The following is a 15808-nucleotide window of genomic DNA, read 5'->3' on the forward strand; positions in this document are numbered from 1 at the left end:
TTCACCTTAGCGAACCACTAATACATGCTCCACCCTGCCGTGGCGTTTGTGGAGCGCTTGTGTCCAGTGTCACGCGGCCTGCTGGGCGGGGCAGGCTGCCCCGCCCAGCAGGCCGCGCGGACGGCTGGGCGGATTGCGCCTAGGCCGCTTTGGCCAAAATGTCCTCGACATAGGCCACCAGCGTGCGCACGGTGCAGCCCGTGCCCTGCTTGTGGTTGTAGCCGTAGGGGCTGCCGTTGTTGAACGACGGGCCGGCGATGTCGATGTGGGCCCAGGGAATCGGCTCGCCGTCCTTGCCCTTGCCCACGAACTCGCGCAGGAAAACGGCCGCCGTCATCATGCCGCCGTGACGTTCGCCGATGTTGGCGATGTCCGCGACCTGCGAGTCGAGGCTGGGGCGCAGCTCTTCGGGCAGCGGCATCGGCCAGACCAGCTCGCCGGCGCGGTCCGCGGCGGCCTTGAGCGGGCCGGTGACGGAGTCGGCGCCCATCACGCCGGCCGTGCGGTCGCCGAGGGCGACCAGCTGTGCGCCGGTGAGGGTGGCGACGTCGATGATGGCGTCCGGGAACTCCTGGCTGGCGGCGACGATGCCGTCGGCCATGACCAGCCGGCCCTCGGCGTCGGTGTTGAGGACCTCGACGGTCTTGCCGCCGAACATGGTGAGCACATCGGCCGGGCGCTGCGCGGCGCCGGAGGGCATGTTCTCGGCGATGCAGAGCCAGGCGGTCGCCTTGACGGGCAGGCCGAGGCCGGCGATGGCCAGCACGCTGTTAAGGACGACGGCGGCGCCCGCCATGTCGGACTTCATGTCGCCCATGCCGAGGGCCGGCTTGATCGAGATGCCGCCGGTGTCGAAAGTGATGCCCTTGCCCACGAGGGCGATTTTGGCGGTGGCCCGGGCGGGGGAGTATTCGACCTTGACCAGGCGCGGCTGCCGGGTCGAACCCTTGCCGACGCCGAGGATTCCGCCGAAGCCCTCCTTTTCCAGGCGCTTCTCGTCCCATACTGTGACCTTGACGGGCAGGCCCTTGGACAGTTCCTTGGCGGCGTCCGCGAAGGATTCGGGGTAGAGGTGGCTCGGCGGCTGGTTGACCAGGGAGCGGGTCGCGTTGACGGCCTTGCCGATCAGGGCGGCTCGGTCCAGGACCGGCAACAGGGCCTTGTTGGCGGCAAAGTCCGTGACAATCACGACGTTCCTGACCGGATCCTTCAGGTCTCCCCTGGAGGAGCGGTATTCGGTGAAGGAGTAGGCGCCCATCGCGGCGCCCTCGGCGACGGCGGCAACGTCGGCGAGCGACGCCGTCGGGAGGGCCAGGGAGACCGTGCCGACGCCGGCCAGCTGGCGGACGGCAGAGCCGGCGGCACGCCGGAGCGCCTCTTCGGTGAGCGGCTGCGCGGCGGAAATCTTTCCGACGCCGGTGAGTACGAGGACTGTCGCGCCGGTTTCGCTCAGGCCCGGGAGGCGGTGGGCCTGGTCGGCTGCCCCGGTGATGCCAAGAACACTCAGTGATTCCGCCAGGGCTTCGGCCGCTTTGGCCGTCAGGGGATTGCTGAGCAGGACAGGGCCGTCCGTGCCCTGCCCGACGCCGATGACAAGGGCGTCGCTGGGGGACTTCTTAAGGTCCCCCGCGACTGCACTCAGTTTGACTTCAGTATTCTTGACCACGAGGACAGTCCTCAATTCTCTGAGTTTTTACGGCAGGAACTGCATGTTCGGCGCCCTGCCTTGGAACCTGGGCCGCTGCCGGTTTGAGACGTAACCCAAGTGTCTTCAAGCCGTCATACGGCCAGCTCCGATCGTAGTCTCTCCCCGGCGCGGGTGTTCAATTGAATGAGAGCTGGAGCACACCCCGATCAGGAATGCGCCGGTACTCCGCCGTGTTGTACCCCATATCAGCGCCGCCGCCCCGCAGGGCCGTCCGGCTGCCCACTGACTACAACGAAAGGAACATGCCGTGCTTGAACGGATTTCCGGCTCCCTGCTGGACCCCGAATCGCTTTACCTGCGTGATGACGCGCTGTTCCACAGCCCCGAATTGCACGGGCTGAACCTCGTCATGGGCTTCACCGGGTTCGCCGACGCAGGACATGTCGTCCGGCAGATCACCGCCGAACTGCTGGATACCCTGGACTCCGAGATGGTGGCAGAATTCGACGCCGACCAGCTGATCGACTACCGGTCCCGCCGCCCGCAGATCAGCTTCGTCGAGGATCACCTGCAGGACTATCAGGCGCCGCGCCTGGCGCTCTACCGCCTGGTCGACGGGCTCGGCAGCCCGTTCCTGCTCCTGGCCGGATTCGAACCGGACCTGCAGTGGGAGCGCTTCGCGCGCGCAGTCGTGGGCATCGTCAAGGAACTGGACGTCAACCTCGTCACCTGGATCCATTCCATTCCCATGCCGGTCCCGCACACCCGGCCCGTCGGAGTGACGGTGCACGGCAACCGCCCGGACCTTATCGAGGGCATCTCGGTGTGGAAGCCCACCGTCGAGGTTCCTGCCGCCGTTGGCCACATCCTTGAACTGCGGCTCACGGAGGCCGGCCGCAACGTCGCCGGCTACGTGATGCACGTGCCGCACTACCTTGCCGAGGCCGAGTACCCGACGGCGGCCGTCGCCGGACTCGAATACCTCGGGGCGGCCACCTCGCTGATGCTGCCCGCCGACCGGCTCCGGGAAGCGGGCCGGGATGTCGGGCGCCAGATCGCCGAGCAGATTGAGGCTTCGGAGGATGTGCAGCAGGTGGTCTCACGGCTCGAAACCCGGTACGACGAGAACGCCGAAGGAACCGTCCGCCGGTCCCTGCTCGCCGATGAGAACGACCAGCTGCCCAACGCCGATGACCTCGGGGCCGCCGTCGAGGCCTACCTGGCCCGTAAAGAACCCGGCGAATAAATACTATTTCTCTTTCTGCTGGGCATAATGGGGGAGTGACTGCACCCCGCGCATGGCTGATCTGGATCGTCGGGGTCTTCGCGTACCTCGTGGCGGTCAGCCAGCGCACCTCGTTCGGCGTGGTGGGGCTGGAGGCCACGGAACGCTTCCACGCCAGCGCGGCCGAAATCTCCTTCTTCACCGTGCTGCAGCTCCTCGTCTACGCGGCCCTGCAGATTCCGGTCGGCATCCTCGTGGACCGCTTCGGTTCCCGGGCCATGATCGCCGGCGGCGCCGTCCTGATGGGTCTGGGGCAGCTCCAGCTGGCCTTTGCCGAGAACATCCCCGGTGGCGTGCTGGGCCGGGTCCTGGTGGGCGCCGGCGATGCGATGACGTTCATCGCCGTGATCCGGCTGATCCCGATCTGGTTCGCTACCGCGCGCGTCCCGCTGCTCACCCAGCTGACCGGAATGTCCGGCCAGCTCGGCCAGCTCTTCAGTGTGGTGCCGTTCGCCATGATCCTGCACCTCGCCGGCTGGACCCCCGCGTTCCTGACCCTCACGGCCATGTCCGTCCTTGCCGTGGTGCTTGTGCTGGTCCTGCTCCAGGACCGGCCGCCCGGGCATCCGGCACCGGAACCGTCCCAGGGGCTGCGCGCCACCGGGATCTCCATCTCCCACGCCTGGCGGCAGCCCGGTACCCGGCTGGGGCTCTGGAGCCACTTCACGGTCCAGTTCAGCGGCACGGTCTTCGCGATGACCTGGGGCTATCCCTTCCTGATCTCGGCGCAGGGCCTGGAAACGCCGGCCGTTTCCGCGCTGATGACGCTGTACGTGGCCGCGGCCATCGCCGCCGGGCCGCTGATGGGCAGCTTCGTCGCGCGGCACCCGCTGCGGCGGTCCACCATGGTGTTGCTGATTTCCGCCGCCACCGCCGCGGCGTGGGCGGCGGTGCTGCTCATTCCGGGACGTTCCCCGCTGTGGCTGCTGGCCGGGCTCGTGGTGGTGCTCGCCATCGGCGGCCCCGGTTCCATGATCGGCTTCGACTTCGCCCGCACCTTTAACCCGGCCCACCGGATCGGCACCGCGACCGGGATTGTGAACGTGGGCGGCTTTATTGCCTCCCTCATCGCCATCTACCTGATCGGCCTGGTCCTTGACGTTCTGCACGCCACCGGTTTCTCGCAGGGCGAGCTGTACGGGCTCGATCCGTTCCGGATTGCCCTGAGCGTGCAGTTCCTGCTGCTGGCCGGCGGGTCTGCCGCCATCGTTGTCAGCCGCCGGAAGGTGCGGAAGCAGATGGCGGCACAGGGGGTCCGGGTGCCGCCGCTGCTGGCGGCCCTCGCCGAACAGCGCCGGCGCAGTGCAGAGCGGCGGCGCACGCCCTGACCGCAGGGACCTGGCCCGGTCTCCCGCCGCGGTCCACGCCATGCAGTCCGCCCGGGCTTGACAACCCGGGTTGTCCACATAGGACACGCCGGCCCTAACGCGGGCCTGTCCGGGCCGCGAAGCTGGCTTCATGACACCTCCCGATCACCTGAGAATCACCGGCCCGGAGGACATCCTCGGGTTCATCCCGCACTCCCTGGGCTACTGGCCGGCCCGCAGCCTCGTGGCCATGACCATGCAGGGCAAACGGCTCGGTGCCACGCTGCGGGTGGACCTCCCGGGCGGCGGCGGAAGCCCGGACTGGTCCGGCACTCCCGGGCCGGCAGGCTTTGCCCGTTCCGTGGTGTCCTACCTGGCGGCCGACGCCGAGGCGGACGGCTCGCTGCTGGCCCTCTTCACCGAAACCGACGGGGACGGCGCGCCGTGGGCGGAACTCCTGGCGGCGCTGGAAAACGCACTGGCCGACGCCGGCATGCCCGTGCGGGACGCCTGGCTCGTCGGCGCCGACCACTGGCGCAACGCCTACTGCCTGGACCCGTCGTGCTGCGCACCGCCCGGGCGTCCGGTGGAGGAGATCAGGAACAGCAGGCTCAACGCCGAGATGGTCTACCGCGGCAGCACCGTGGGCGCGGCTCCCGGCGCCGCCCTGCTCACGCCGCCGGCGGGTCCGCCGGATCCCGCCGTGCTGGAGGCCCAGCGGGACTGGGCGCAGCTGTTCTCCGCCCACGTGCGGGACAGGGACCAGTTCGGCCAGGTCCTGGACGTGTGGGCGCGCGTGCTGCAGACCCACGCGCCGACACTGTCCACGGCGCTCACCGGCTACCTGCGCGCATCCCTGTGCGTCCCGTCCTGGCGCGACGCGGTGCTGGTGATGGCGGCGGCCGGGACGGAGGCCGCTGAGCGCGGAGCCGAGGACTTCGGTGTGTTCCACGGCGGACCGCCGGATCCCGGAGGGGGCGGTTCCCTTCCTGCTTCCCAACAGTCTCTACCACCTCTGGCTCCGCTGCCTCCGCTGGAAGGCTTCCCGCCGCGCGGCCCGGCCCCCGGGTGTGGGGGCCCCGGGAGAGGGCGCCCCGGGAGTGGGCACCCCCGGGGAAGGGGCGGCGGGCGAGAGGGCGGCGGCAGTGGTGCAGGCCATGAGCGGCCGGAGGTTCCCGGGTACGGAGAGGTCCTGCTGGGCCTGGCACCACCGCTGCCGGACTGGGCCCTGATGGCACGCCTGGACCGGGTGCTGGAGCAGCTGTGCACCGCCGGCGGTGAGGCGGGAGCCGCCGCGCTGACCGGGCGGGGCTGGATTGAGTGGTGCCGCGGCAAAGGATCCTTCGCCGATGCACTCTTCCGCCGCGCGGAGCAGGAGCTCCCGGGCTACCGGCTGGCCGAGCTGCTGGCGGAGCTGGTCCGCCGCGGGACGCTCTGCGGCTGGGCGGCCAGTCGAGAGACGGCCTGGCAGCGGTTCGAGCCTGACGTTGCCTGACACCAAGCCAGCACCAGGCCACCCCGTTCACCGCCGGGCCACGCCCGGACCAGCACCAGCCACCGCCGTCCACCGCCGGGCCCACGCCGGGCGCAGCGCCGCCGCCGGATATCGCGGGCCCGCGCCCCGCGTCGGTCCCGATTGAGAAAACCGTGAGACAATGGTTGCCGAGACCCGGTTGGGTCCGTGTATCAAGTGCTTGTAGTGAACCGTGGAAACAGGGAACATTACGGTCACCCCAGGAGTTCTACTTAGTGGCTCTGCTGGTCGTGATTGCACCTGATGTCAAACACGGACTTGACAGGGTCATAGTGGTGTTGCCCGTATGGTGATTCCACAGACCGCCGCTAGAAAGGTTTTCTGTGACCCCGTCTTCCGCGAAGAAGGAACCCGCCGACCAGGCCGTATTGTCCCCCGAGGAGAAGAAGGCGGCGACGAGCGCCAAGCGCGCCGCCACGCGCGCAGCCAACAAGGCTGTCAAAGACGCAGCCTCGGCCGACGGTGACACCACCGCATCGGCAGTCGCCAAGCCTGAACCCAAGAAGCGCGGGCCCAAGCCCGGCGCTAAGGCCGCGGCGCAAGCCGCCGGCAAAGCCAACGGTGACGATGACACCGATGAGGAAGCCGAGGTAGACCTCGACGACGTCGTCGTGGAGGCTGTCGAGATCGGAGAGGACGGGGAGGAAATCCCCGCCAAGGCCGCCGCGGCCGCCACCGGCTCCGGCTTTGTCTACTCGGACGCCGATGATGACGACGCCCCCGTGCAGCAGGTCATGTCCGCCGGCGCCACCGCCGACCCGGTCAAGGACTACCTGAAGCAGATCGGCAAGGTCGCCCTGCTGAACGCCGAGCAGGAAGTCGATCTCGCCCTGCGCATTGAGGCCGGCCTCTTTGCCGAGGAAAAGATCAACGCCGACGACGGGACCATGGATCCGAAGCTCAAGCGTGAGCTCGAATTCGTCATCCACGACGGCAAGCGTGCCAAGAACCACCTGCTGGAGGCCAACCTCCGCCTCGTGGTCTCGCTGGCCAAGCGCTACACCGGCCGCGGCATGCTGTTCCTGGACCTGATCCAGGAAGGCAACCTGGGCCTGATCCGTGCGGTCGAGAAGTTCGATTACACCAAGGGCTTCAAGTTCTCCACCTACGCCACCTGGTGGATCCGCCAGGCCATCACGCGTGCCATGGCCGACCAGGCCCGCACCATCCGCATCCCGGTGCACATGGTGGAGGTCATCAACAAGCTCGCCCGCGTGCAGCGCCAGATGCTGCAGGACCTCGGCCGCGAACCCACACCCGAAGAGCTGGCCCTCGAACTGGACATGACACCGGAAAAGGTCGTTGAAGTCCAGAAGTACGGCCGCGAGCCGATCTCGCTGCACACTCCGCTGGGCGAGGACGGCGACTCTGAATTCGGTGACCTCATTGAGGACTCCGAGGCAGTGGTCCCCGCTGACGCGGTGAGCTTCACCCTGCTGCAGGAACAGCTGCACTCGGTGCTGGACACCCTCTCCGAACGCGAAGCCGGCGTGGTCGCGATGCGCTTCGGCCTGACCGACGGACAGCCGAAGACTTTAGACGAAATCGGCAAGGTCTACGGAGTCACGCGTGAGCGGATCCGCCAGATCGAATCCAAGACCATGTCCAAGCTGCGGCACCCGTCGCGTTCCCAGGTCCTCCGGGACTACCTGGACTAGGCACGCATCAACAATGCGGGGTCACCTCCCGGCTCATCCTCCGCGGAGGATCGGGCCGGGAGGGACCCCGCATTGTTCGTTAAACGACGTGCGCTGTTCGTAATGGTTGGTCGTGAACGCGAAAGAGCCCCTCCGGAATCGGAGGGGCTCTTTCTCATGTGGTGGTCTAGGGACCGGACTTTAGTCGACCGCGACCGCCGGCTTCTCGTGAAGTCGGCCCGTCTCGTCGTGCCAGTCAGAGCTAAGCGGCCTGAGCGTCGGTTCTACGGCGCGGGCGTGGTGGCCGCAAAATAGAAGCTCACCTCCGGAGGCGCCGAGAACAACCCGGACATACGCCTGTGCTCCGCAACGATCGCACCGGTCGACGGTGTTGAGTGTGCGGTCCGCAACTGCTGTTGTCATGTTCGGCCTCCTTGGTAGATCGGTATACCTATATAACCAGCATTCGCAGCCAAAACATGGCACGGATGGCCCACTTTCGCTGTACGCGTATCACGTCTCGGTAACGGGTTCCGGCGCGTGCGGCCCCGGAGGAGTGGCAGCACGCCGGACGCCGGCACTCCGACTACCCTAGGAAGAGCGCCAAAAGCTTTGTCCGTCCAATGGCGACGGTCCCGTTCCTGAAGGAGTTTCCGCCCCGTGGCACCAAGTTCTGACTACACCGCCCGGCACCTCTCCGTACTGGAAGGCCTCGAGGCCGTCCGCAAGCGTCCGGGCATGTACATCGGTTCCACCGACTCCCGCGGACTCATGCACTGCCTCTGGGAGATTATCGACAACTCCGTCGACGAGGCCCTCGCCGGGTTCGGCCATGACATCAAAATCATCCTGCATGCGGACAACTCGGTGGAGATCCACGACGACGGCCGCGGCGTCCCGGTGGACATCGAACCGAAAACCGGGCTCAGCGGCGTCGAAGTTGTCTTCACCAAGCTGCACGCGGGCGGCAAGTTCGGCGGCGGTTCCTATACGGCCTCCGGCGGGCTGCACGGCGTCGGCGCCTCCGTCGTGAACGCCCTGTCCGCCCGGCTGGACGTGGAAGTGGACCGCGGCGGCAAGACCTACAAGATGTCCTTCCGCCGCGGCGAGCCCGGCCGCTTCAAGGACACCGGCTCCCGGCCGGACCCGGCCTCGGTCTTCGCGCCCTTCGTCGACGGTTCCGTCCTGGACATCGTGGGCAAGGCCAAGCGCGGCGTCACGGGCACGCGGATCCGCTACTGGGCGGACCGGCAGATCTTCACCCCGGACGCCAAGTTCTCCTACGACGAACTCGCCGCCCGCGCCCGCCAGACCTCCTTCCTGGTCCCGGGCCTGAAACTCACCGTGCGGGACGAGCGCAAGCTCCCCGGCACCCCGGGCGAGTTCGGCGGACACGAGGAGGTCTTCCACCACGACGGCGGCATCTCCGAATTCGTCGAGTACCTTGCCGCCGACCCCGCCGTCACGGATGTCTGGCGCCTGCACGGGGCCGGCAAGTTCAAGGAGACCGTTCCGGTCCTGGACGACAAGGGCCACAGCCACCTGACCGAGGTCGAGCGGGACTGCGAGGTCGACGTCGCCCTCCGCTGGGGCATCGGCTACGACAGCACGGTCCGCACGTTCGTCAACATCATCTCCACGCCCAAGGGCGGAACCCACCAGACCGGGTTCGAACAGGCGCTCCTCAAGACCTTCCGCAAGGCGGTCGAGACCAACGCACGGAAGCTGAAGGCCGGCAACGACAAAATCGAGAAGGACGACATCTTCGCAGGACTCACCGCCGTCCTCACCGTCCGGCTCGCAGAACCGCAGTTCGAGGGCCAGACCAAGGAAATCCTGGGCACCTCGGCCGTGCGGGCCATCGTGGCGAAGGTCGTGGAACAGGAAATCAACGCGAAGCTGACCTCGTCCCAACGCAACGACAAGGCCCAGTCGGCGCTGCTGCTGGAAAAGGTCGTCAGCGAGATGAAGTCGCGCATCTCCGCCCGCGTCCACAAGGAAACCCAGCGCCGCAAGAACGCCCTCGAGACGTCCTCCATGCCCACCAAGCTCGCGGACTGCCGCACGGACGACGTCGCGCGTTCCGAGCTGTTCATCGTCGAGGGCGATTCGGCGCTCGGCACCGCCAAGCTGGCGCGCTCCTCCGACTTCCAGGCGCTGCTGCCCATCCGCGGCAAGATCCTGAACGTCCAGAAGGCTTCGGTGGGCGACATGCTCTCCAACGCCGAATGCGCCGCGCTCATCCAGGTGGTGGGCGCCGGCTCCGGGCGGAGCTTTGACATCACTGCCGCCCGGTACGGCAAGGTCATCCTGATGACCGACGCCGACGTCGACGGCGCCCACATCCGCACGCTCCTGCTCACGCTGTTTTTCCGCTACATGCGGCCGATGATCGAGGAGGGCCGGGTCTTCGCGGCCGTCCCGCCGCTGCACCGGGTGGAGGTCATCAACGCCGGGCAGAAGGCCAACGAGATGATCTACACCTACTCGGAGGCGGAACTGCATGTCCTGCTGGCGAGGCTCGCCAAGGAAGGCAAGCGGTACAAGGAGCCGATCCAGCGGTACAAAGGCCTGGGCGAGATGGACGCGGAGCAGTTGGCCGAGACCACGATGGACCCGCGGCACCGCACCCTGCGCAAGGTCGGCATCGAAAACGCCAAGCACGCCGAAGAGACCTTCGACCTGCTGATGGGATCCGACGTCGCGCCGCGCAAGGACTTCATCATCGCCGGGGCGGCGGGACTGGACCGGGAGCGCATCGACGCCTGACCCGGCCCTTAATGAAGAGGAAAGCGGCCGGCGTTTACTTCGCCGTTGACCGCGTTGGCCTCTCCGGTGGGACCCCGGACCTGCCCCAGCGGCGGTCGACGCGGAGGGGCTCAGCCCAGCAGACCGGGGACAATCAGCAGGGCGGTCGGAACCGCCAGCAGCAGCAGGCAGGCCGCCAGGACCGCCGCGCGCAGGGGTTCCGGGAGCGGAGGCCGCGGCGAGAGCAGGCGGCTGACGCGGGACGCCGTCGTCCGGGCCGAACCCGCCCCGCCGGTGGCACCCGGCTGGCCTGCCTCTCCGTCGGACAGTTCCGGTTCGCCGAAAGCCATCCGGGCAGCGGGCAATCCGGGGGAGCCGCTCGCCACAATCGCGATCGCCTTGATCAGGGTGCCCCTGCTCTCGGTCCTTAGCGCGACGTCGTCGGCGAGCATCTCGATCAGCGAGCTGACGGCTTCCTGCGCCAGCCGCGTGGTGGGCAGCCACGGCAGCGCCTGCCGCCAGGCGGCAAAAGCCCAGAGCAGCAAATGGTGACGCTGGTCCAAATGGGCGTTCTCATGGTTCAGGACCGCACGGAGCTCGGCGGGTTCCAGTGCCGCCATGAGCCCGTCAGAGAGCACGGTGACCGAACGGGCCCCTCCCGGCAGACAGTAGGCAACGGGGGAGTCGACGTTGATCACCATGGTCCGCGGGCCGTCGGCGGACGGGGACGCGAGCAGGGCCAGCAGCTCGCGGTGCCGGCGCCGCTGGCGCTGGATCTTGTAGTACGTCAGCAGCAGCGTGAAAACCAGATGGGCTGTCAGCAGTGCCGCGGCCGAGAGCGCAAAGATGTGCCAGAAACCCAGTTCCGTGGTGGGCGCGTTGTGGAGGACCATCCCGGCAAGAGCCTTGAGGCCGGCCAGCAGGTTGTCCCCGATCGGTTCCAGTCCGTAGACCAGCATGGCGCCGATCATGGACAGCCCGCCGGCGAGAGCGATGGCCTGCCAGAGCAGCATCGCCGTGAACGGCGAGCGTGCCGGCCACTGGGCACGGGACAGCAGGATAGGCACCGGCCAGGCCAGCGCTATCGCCAGGACCGCCAGAAACCATGAGGTCCAGAACATTGGGCGCTAGCTGAGTCCCAGCAGCTTGCGCAGCGTTTCTGCTTCAGTGTCGGTGACGGAGCCGATAAAGCGGGCCAGCACGGCCTCGCGGTCGGGTGCCGAGCCCAGCACCTCGTGCATCAGTTCAGCGGTGTGGTCCTCACGGCTGGACACTGCCTGGTAGCGGTGCGGACGGGTGCCGCGCTCACGCTCGACCAGGCCCTTGCGCTCCAGACGGGAGAGCACGGTCAGTACCGTGGTGACGGCCAGGTCCTTGCCCTCGTGGCCGGCGGTACCGTTTTCGGGGCGCGTGCTCTGTGCGAGCAGATCCCGCAGGGTGTTCGCCGTCGCAGCCTCATGGCCTGCCCAGAGCAGATCCATCACTGCCCGTTCCAGTTCACCGAGACTTGCCATTCGTACGTCCTTCGTGAGGGCCGCCCGGCGAATCGACTCGGCCGGGCGGTCAGTGAATACTTCACTCCTAAATTTAGCGTGTTTTGCGGATAGTTTCTACATGAGGTAGAAGTGCCCGGCCCGGGCGTGTCGTGGACGATGGTGACCTAGAGTCCCTCGACTGCTTCCAGGCGGCCGGAGCGGACCGCGTCAGCGAAGGCCTGGTAGTCCCGTTCATTCTGGTCGGCGTAGCGGGCGGAGAAGTCGGTGATCGCCAGATCGAACTTGTCGCTCTTGCCCAGGTAGGCGGCGATCGCGACCGGGTCGCCGGACCGGGCGTGCGCCCGCGCCAGTGTCCAGCCGCAGGCATTGGCGTAGAAGGTCATGCCGAGCGGCTGCATCGCTTCCACGACGGCCGAGCCCTTCATGTCACGCAGTTGGCGCCAGTAGAGGTACCGGTTGTCCTGGACGCCCTTGGTCCAGCCCAGGAAGATGTCGCTCGCGGCCTGCATCATCCGCTGCCCCTGCACCACGCGCTCGCCCGGCTGCTTGAACTTGCTCTTCGGCAAGTGGTCCTCGAGCACGGATTTCGTCGCCTCCTTGACCTGGAGGAACAGCGGATCCTGTTGGTCGCGGCCCTGGAGCAAGGCGATGAACGCCCGGGTGCCGACACTGCCGACGCCCACGACTTTGCGGGCGACGTCGATGACTTCGAAGCGCTCGAGCAGGTGGCGCCGGTCATCCGGCAGCGTGGCCCGGTAGGACCGGAACTGCTCACGAACCGCGTGCTCCACCTCATCAGCAGACATGCTGTACGATTCGCCCAGATCCCGGAGGGGGATAACGATGGGTGGCTGGCTGACGATTCGGTACTGCCCGTCGACGCTTTCGGCGAGCTTGGACAGTGCCTGCAGACTGTCCCGGGTGTGGGCCTTCGCGACGGTTTGCCGCGCGGACTTTGCCATGCCCTGGGCTGCCTTCTTGAGCGCTTTTCCCTTCTGCGTTCCCGCTGCAAGGTCGATCGCTTCTACCAGTTGCTCTTCGGACAGGCGGGCATACCAGATATCCAGCGTGCGCATTTGCGCGAACTGGGCCATCGCTTCGCGGTACGCCCGAACCGCGGTAAGGGTTATATCGCGGGTTTCTGCCTTGGTGAAGGCGTTGTTCCGCGCTGCGATGGTGAAGCTCGCGGACATGCGTTTGACGTCATACTCGAACGGGCCCGGTAGTGTCTCGTCGAAGTCGTTCAGGTCGAACAGCAGATTACGTTCCGGGGAGGCGAAGACGCCGAAGTTGGACAGATGGGCGTCCCCGCACAGCTGGGCGACCAGACCGGCCCGTGGAGTGTCCTTCAGGTCGGCGGCCATTATTTTGGCCGCGCCCCGGTAGAAAGTGAACGGTGAGACCAGCATCCGTCCGTGGCGCACCGGGACGAGGTCCTGCTCGCGCGTAAGATTCTGTTCCTCGAGGAGCGCAACCGGATCCGGCCGGTCCGGCGCGGGAACCCAACCCGCGGGACTGGAGACTGGAGTCTTCTTACGGTAGCCCTTGCCTTTCGCGGCCCGTTCCTCGACGCTCCAGTGCTTGACTTTGGTCTCGGCCATGATCGACGACCTCCCTTTAAGGTCAGGAACCGCCCCGAGCACCCGTTGCCTGGGCCAGTCCCTGCTGAGTTGCGCAAACGCGCCTCGGCCCTGCGCTCAATGAGGCTGCGCAGGTATTTGCGATTGTGGCCCTGAATCGGCCCGTGGTCAACGCGATGCCGAAGGATCCCGTCACGAGGTCGGGAGGTTGAAGCGTCATTGGCGACGTCAGGGCAGGATGTCCTGTGTCTGGCGGTTCTGCCCGCGTGGCTCATGGTGTCCCTGGCGCCGCAAATGTTGACCGGCCCGGAACTGCCCTGGTTGGTGGACGGTATTGTGCCGTTCGCCAACTAGTACCGAGCGACCCCCGCGGCGCTGACAAGGGACTCCAGCAGCGGTACATTGGCCTTTTCAGGTGCCGGCTCTCTTCCGGGCCGGCACGATGCCAGTGTCGGCGGAGGCGATCGGCCATGGAGGAAAATCAGCGAAAAGTCAGAAGAGGACGCGTGCGCGCGGATGAGGACCGGGCGCATGACCACAATCTCGCCAGCGAACTGGGCGTTGTCGAGCAGAACATCCTGCTGCGGATCCAGGATTTTAATGATCCGCGCCAGGAATGGAGGCGCCTCTTCTCGGAGCTGTACGGCACCTTTCTGCTCGTCATTGTCGCGGCCGGAGGCGGCATGATGAATCAGGCGTTTCCCGGTGTCATCAGTCGGTCGGCGGCCGTGGTGGCCCCGGGCCTCATGGTGATGGGGATCATCCTTTTCATGGGCAAAATTTCCGGCGCTCATCTGAACCCCGCGGTCAGCATTGCGTTCGCGCTCCGCGGTGACTTCCCGTGGCGACGGGTGCCCGGCTACATCGTTGTACAACTCATCGGGGCGACGCTTGCCTGTGTGCTGCTCCAGGCCCTGATCGGAGTCTCCGCCACCTACGGATCCAACTACCCGGCGGCGGACTATTCGGCGGGCGCCGCGTTCGGAATGGAGGCACTGCTGACGCTGGTGCTGGTGAGCGTCATCCTGGGAACCGCCTCCGGGGCGCAGAATGTCGGATTGCTCGGGGCGTTTGCGGTGGGCGCGTACATTGCCGTGGCCGGTCTATGGGGCAGCCCTATCTCCGGCACATCGATGAATCCGGCACGCACGTTCGGGCCCGATCTCGCCGGGGGAAACTTTAATGACTACTGGGTGTATGTCGCTGGGCCATTGGCCGGCGCGGTGGTCGCCGTCGGCATCGCTTTCCTTTTGCGCGGCGGGGGCGGCGGCAAGTCGGGCTCCGGCGCCGCGCAGGGAGCCCTCTTCACCGAGGCTGCGAAGGACCAGAAACCCTAGCGGCAAGTGGGAGCGCCGATCCCGCAGCCGGGAAATGGCCGGGCCACCACGTCCCGTTGGTTCCAGGCCACGTCCCGTTGGTTCCAGGGACAGATGCCCCGCTTCGCTTGCTCCGCGGTCAGTTTTGCTGCCGGTGCTGTTCCAGGATGTCCCGGGCGGTCGTCCACTTCCGGCTGCCGTACCGGTCGTTGTTGATGTGGTGCAGGTTCGCGTCGCCGCTGAACATGCTGGCGAAGTACTGCATGCCCTGCCACGGCGGGAACGGTGCGTCAGAGGCCGGCGTGAGGGCTCTCACTGCACGGCTCATTGTCGTCAGGGAACCGACGCTGCCCGCGTAGAGGAGCCGGAATTGCGTCCCGGTCAGGTCGGTCATTGTGCCGGCCAGGGTCCTTGCCGTGACCTGGTCCCCGGCGATCTGGAGGACGCGGGGCGCCCGCTCGTCGAGGGCAGCGGCGGCGGTGTAGGTGGCCGTGTCGTCCTTGGTGGTGAAGTCGAGCACCTGGTCGGGGTCGGACCAGAAGAGCACCCGGTGACGGGAGAACAGGATCATTGGCGCCTGCCCGGAGAGCATGTCGGTGAAGGCGCCGTTGAGGATCGACGTTGCCCGGATTTCGGTTGCGTCCAGTGTCTGTGCGAAGTCCCTGCGGAGCTGCAGGTTCCGGTTGCTCCGGGGCCGGATACCACGGTAGTCGATGGAGAAATCGGACGGGATGAAACGCGGCACGCCCGCCGCGGCAGCCGCCTCCAGCAGGCGCGTTTGAGCGCCGAAGATTGCGCTGTCGAGACCGTTTATCGCGGAGACCACGCAATCAACTCCCGTGCAGGCCCTTCTGAGGCCGTCCGGATCGGCGTAATCCGCCTGGACCACCTCGGCTCCCTGGGCGCGTAGCCGGGCAATCCGCGCTGTATCGGTCTCTGGTCGCGTGAGGACCCGAACGGTGGCCCCCAGGGTCACCAGATTCCGCAGGATCCGTCCGCCGAGATCGCCGGTGGCGCCGGCGAGAAGGACGGTGCCCGAAGGGGGTGTCGTCGCGGGCATTGTTCGCACCTCAAATGATGACTCGTGGGAAGGCGTCGGTCGGCTAAAGACTACCAACGGTGCGGAAATGATGACTTCCGGGTTTTGACTCAGCGACGCCCCGGGTCCAAAGAGTCTACGGTGCCGCCTGCATTGCGGGCCGTTACCTGCCGTGGGACTCTGGGTGCATTGAACCCTCAAAGTGTTCTACACTCTGT

12 protein-coding genes are annotated in these 15808 nt (G+C 67.0%); 6 read left to right on the forward strand and 6 right to left on the reverse strand.

The window, feature by feature from the left end:
- Window positions 1-139: 139 nt before the first annotated feature.
- Window positions 140-1666 carry a leucyl aminopeptidase gene (locus tag ACZYZ5_RS00130; RefSeq protein ID WP_463898252.1) on the reverse strand — a complete coding sequence of 509 codons (1527 nt, stop codon included), beginning with the start codon at window positions 1664-1666 and terminating at the stop codon, window positions 140-142.
- A gap of 289 nt (window positions 1667-1955) precedes the next feature.
- Here ACZYZ5_RS00130 and ACZYZ5_RS00135 point away from each other — a divergent pair, with 289 nt between their 5' ends.
- The 4 genes from ACZYZ5_RS00135 to ACZYZ5_RS00150 all read left to right on the forward strand — a co-directional run bounded on the left by ACZYZ5_RS00135 (window position 1956) and on the right by ACZYZ5_RS00150 (window position 7432).
- Window positions 1956-2894, forward strand: a complete 939-nt coding sequence (locus tag ACZYZ5_RS00135) for a proteasome assembly chaperone family protein (protein ID WP_463898255.1) — start codon at window positions 1956-1958, stop codon at window positions 2892-2894.
- A 35-nt stretch (window positions 2895-2929) separates the two neighbouring features.
- The gene (locus ACZYZ5_RS00140; RefSeq protein ID WP_463898257.1) at window positions 2930-4261 is read left to right on the forward strand and encodes an MFS transporter; all 1332 of its coding nucleotides are present in this window, start codon (window positions 2930-2932) and stop codon (window positions 4259-4261) included.
- 130 nt (window positions 4262-4391) lie between these two features.
- Complete coding sequence (locus ACZYZ5_RS00145; RefSeq protein WP_463898260.1) at window positions 4392-5735, forward strand: DUF4192 family protein; 1344 nt, start codon at window positions 4392-4394, stop codon at window positions 5733-5735.
- Between the two features lie 362 nt (window positions 5736-6097).
- Window positions 6098-7432, forward strand: a complete 1335-nt coding sequence (locus ACZYZ5_RS00150) for an RNA polymerase sigma factor (RefSeq protein WP_463898262.1) — start codon at window positions 6098-6100, stop codon at window positions 7430-7432.
- A gap of 180 nt (window positions 7433-7612) precedes the next feature.
- Here the strand turns inward: ACZYZ5_RS00150 and ACZYZ5_RS00155 are convergent, their stop codons facing one another.
- On the reverse strand, window positions 7613-7834 hold the full coding sequence (locus ACZYZ5_RS00155; RefSeq protein WP_463898265.1) for a DUF7455 domain-containing protein: 222 nt from the start codon (window positions 7832-7834) through the stop codon (window positions 7613-7615).
- 237 nt (window positions 7835-8071) lie between these two features.
- Between ACZYZ5_RS00155 and ACZYZ5_RS00160 the strand changes: the two genes are divergently transcribed.
- Window positions 8072-10180, forward strand: coding sequence for a DNA gyrase/topoisomerase IV subunit B (locus tag ACZYZ5_RS00160; protein ID WP_463898268.1), 2109 nt, complete (start codon window positions 8072-8074; stop codon window positions 10178-10180).
- A 110-nt stretch (window positions 10181-10290) separates the two neighbouring features.
- Here ACZYZ5_RS00160 and ACZYZ5_RS00165 read toward each other — a convergent pair whose 3' ends face one another.
- The 3 genes from ACZYZ5_RS00165 to ACZYZ5_RS00175 all read right to left on the reverse strand — a co-directional run bounded on the left by ACZYZ5_RS00165 (window position 10291) and on the right by ACZYZ5_RS00175 (window position 13256).
- Complete coding sequence (locus ACZYZ5_RS00165) at window positions 10291-11280, reverse strand: M56 family metallopeptidase (protein ID WP_463898271.1); 990 nt, start codon at window positions 11278-11280, stop codon at window positions 10291-10293.
- Window positions 11281-11286: 6 nt separating this feature from the next.
- Window positions 11287-11673, reverse strand: coding sequence for a BlaI/MecI/CopY family transcriptional regulator (locus ACZYZ5_RS00170; protein ID WP_069951345.1), 387 nt, complete (start codon window positions 11671-11673; stop codon window positions 11287-11289).
- A 146-nt stretch (window positions 11674-11819) separates the two neighbouring features.
- Window positions 11820-13256 carry a DUF2252 domain-containing protein gene (locus tag ACZYZ5_RS00175; protein WP_463898274.1) on the reverse strand — a complete coding sequence of 479 codons (1437 nt, stop codon included), beginning with the start codon at window positions 13254-13256 and terminating at the stop codon, window positions 11820-11822.
- A 449-nt stretch (window positions 13257-13705) separates the two neighbouring features.
- Here ACZYZ5_RS00175 and ACZYZ5_RS00180 point away from each other — a divergent pair, with 449 nt between their 5' ends.
- Complete coding sequence (locus ACZYZ5_RS00180) at window positions 13706-14572, forward strand: MIP/aquaporin family protein (protein ID WP_463898277.1); 867 nt, start codon at window positions 13706-13708, stop codon at window positions 14570-14572.
- 118 nt (window positions 14573-14690) lie between these two features.
- Here the strand turns inward: ACZYZ5_RS00180 and ACZYZ5_RS00185 are convergent, their stop codons facing one another.
- Entirely contained in the window at window positions 14691-15611 is a 921-nt protein-coding gene (locus tag ACZYZ5_RS00185) for an NmrA family NAD(P)-binding protein (protein WP_463898279.1), read from the reverse strand.
- Between the last annotated feature and the right edge of the window lie 197 nt (window positions 15612-15808).

The sequence above is a fragment of the Pseudarthrobacter ribosi genome (assembly GCF_055412865.1).

Coding starts and splice junctions, on each gene's coding strand:
- ACZYZ5_RS00145 (WP_463898260.1), top strand. CDS start 4,392: ATGACACCTCCCGATCACCTGAGAATCACCGGCCCGGAGGACATCCTC.
- ACZYZ5_RS00155 (WP_463898265.1), bottom strand. CDS start 7,834: ATGACAACAGCAGTTGCGGACCGCACACTCAACACCGTCGACCGGTGC.
- ACZYZ5_RS00165 (WP_463898271.1), bottom strand. CDS start 11,280: ATGTTCTGGACCTCATGGTTTCTGGCGGTCCTGGCGATAGCGCTGGCC.
- ACZYZ5_RS00170 (WP_069951345.1), bottom strand. CDS start 11,673: ATGGCAAGTCTCGGTGAACTGGAACGGGCAGTGATGGATCTGCTCTGG.
- ACZYZ5_RS00175 (WP_463898274.1), bottom strand. CDS start 13,256: ATGGCCGAGACCAAAGTCAAGCACTGGAGCGTCGAGGAACGGGCCGCG.
- ACZYZ5_RS00180 (WP_463898277.1), top strand. CDS start 13,706: ATGGAGGAAAATCAGCGAAAAGTCAGAAGAGGACGCGTGCGCGCGGAT.
- ACZYZ5_RS00185 (WP_463898279.1), bottom strand. CDS start 15,611: ATGCCCGCGACGACACCCCCTTCGGGCACCGTCCTTCTCGCCGGCGCC.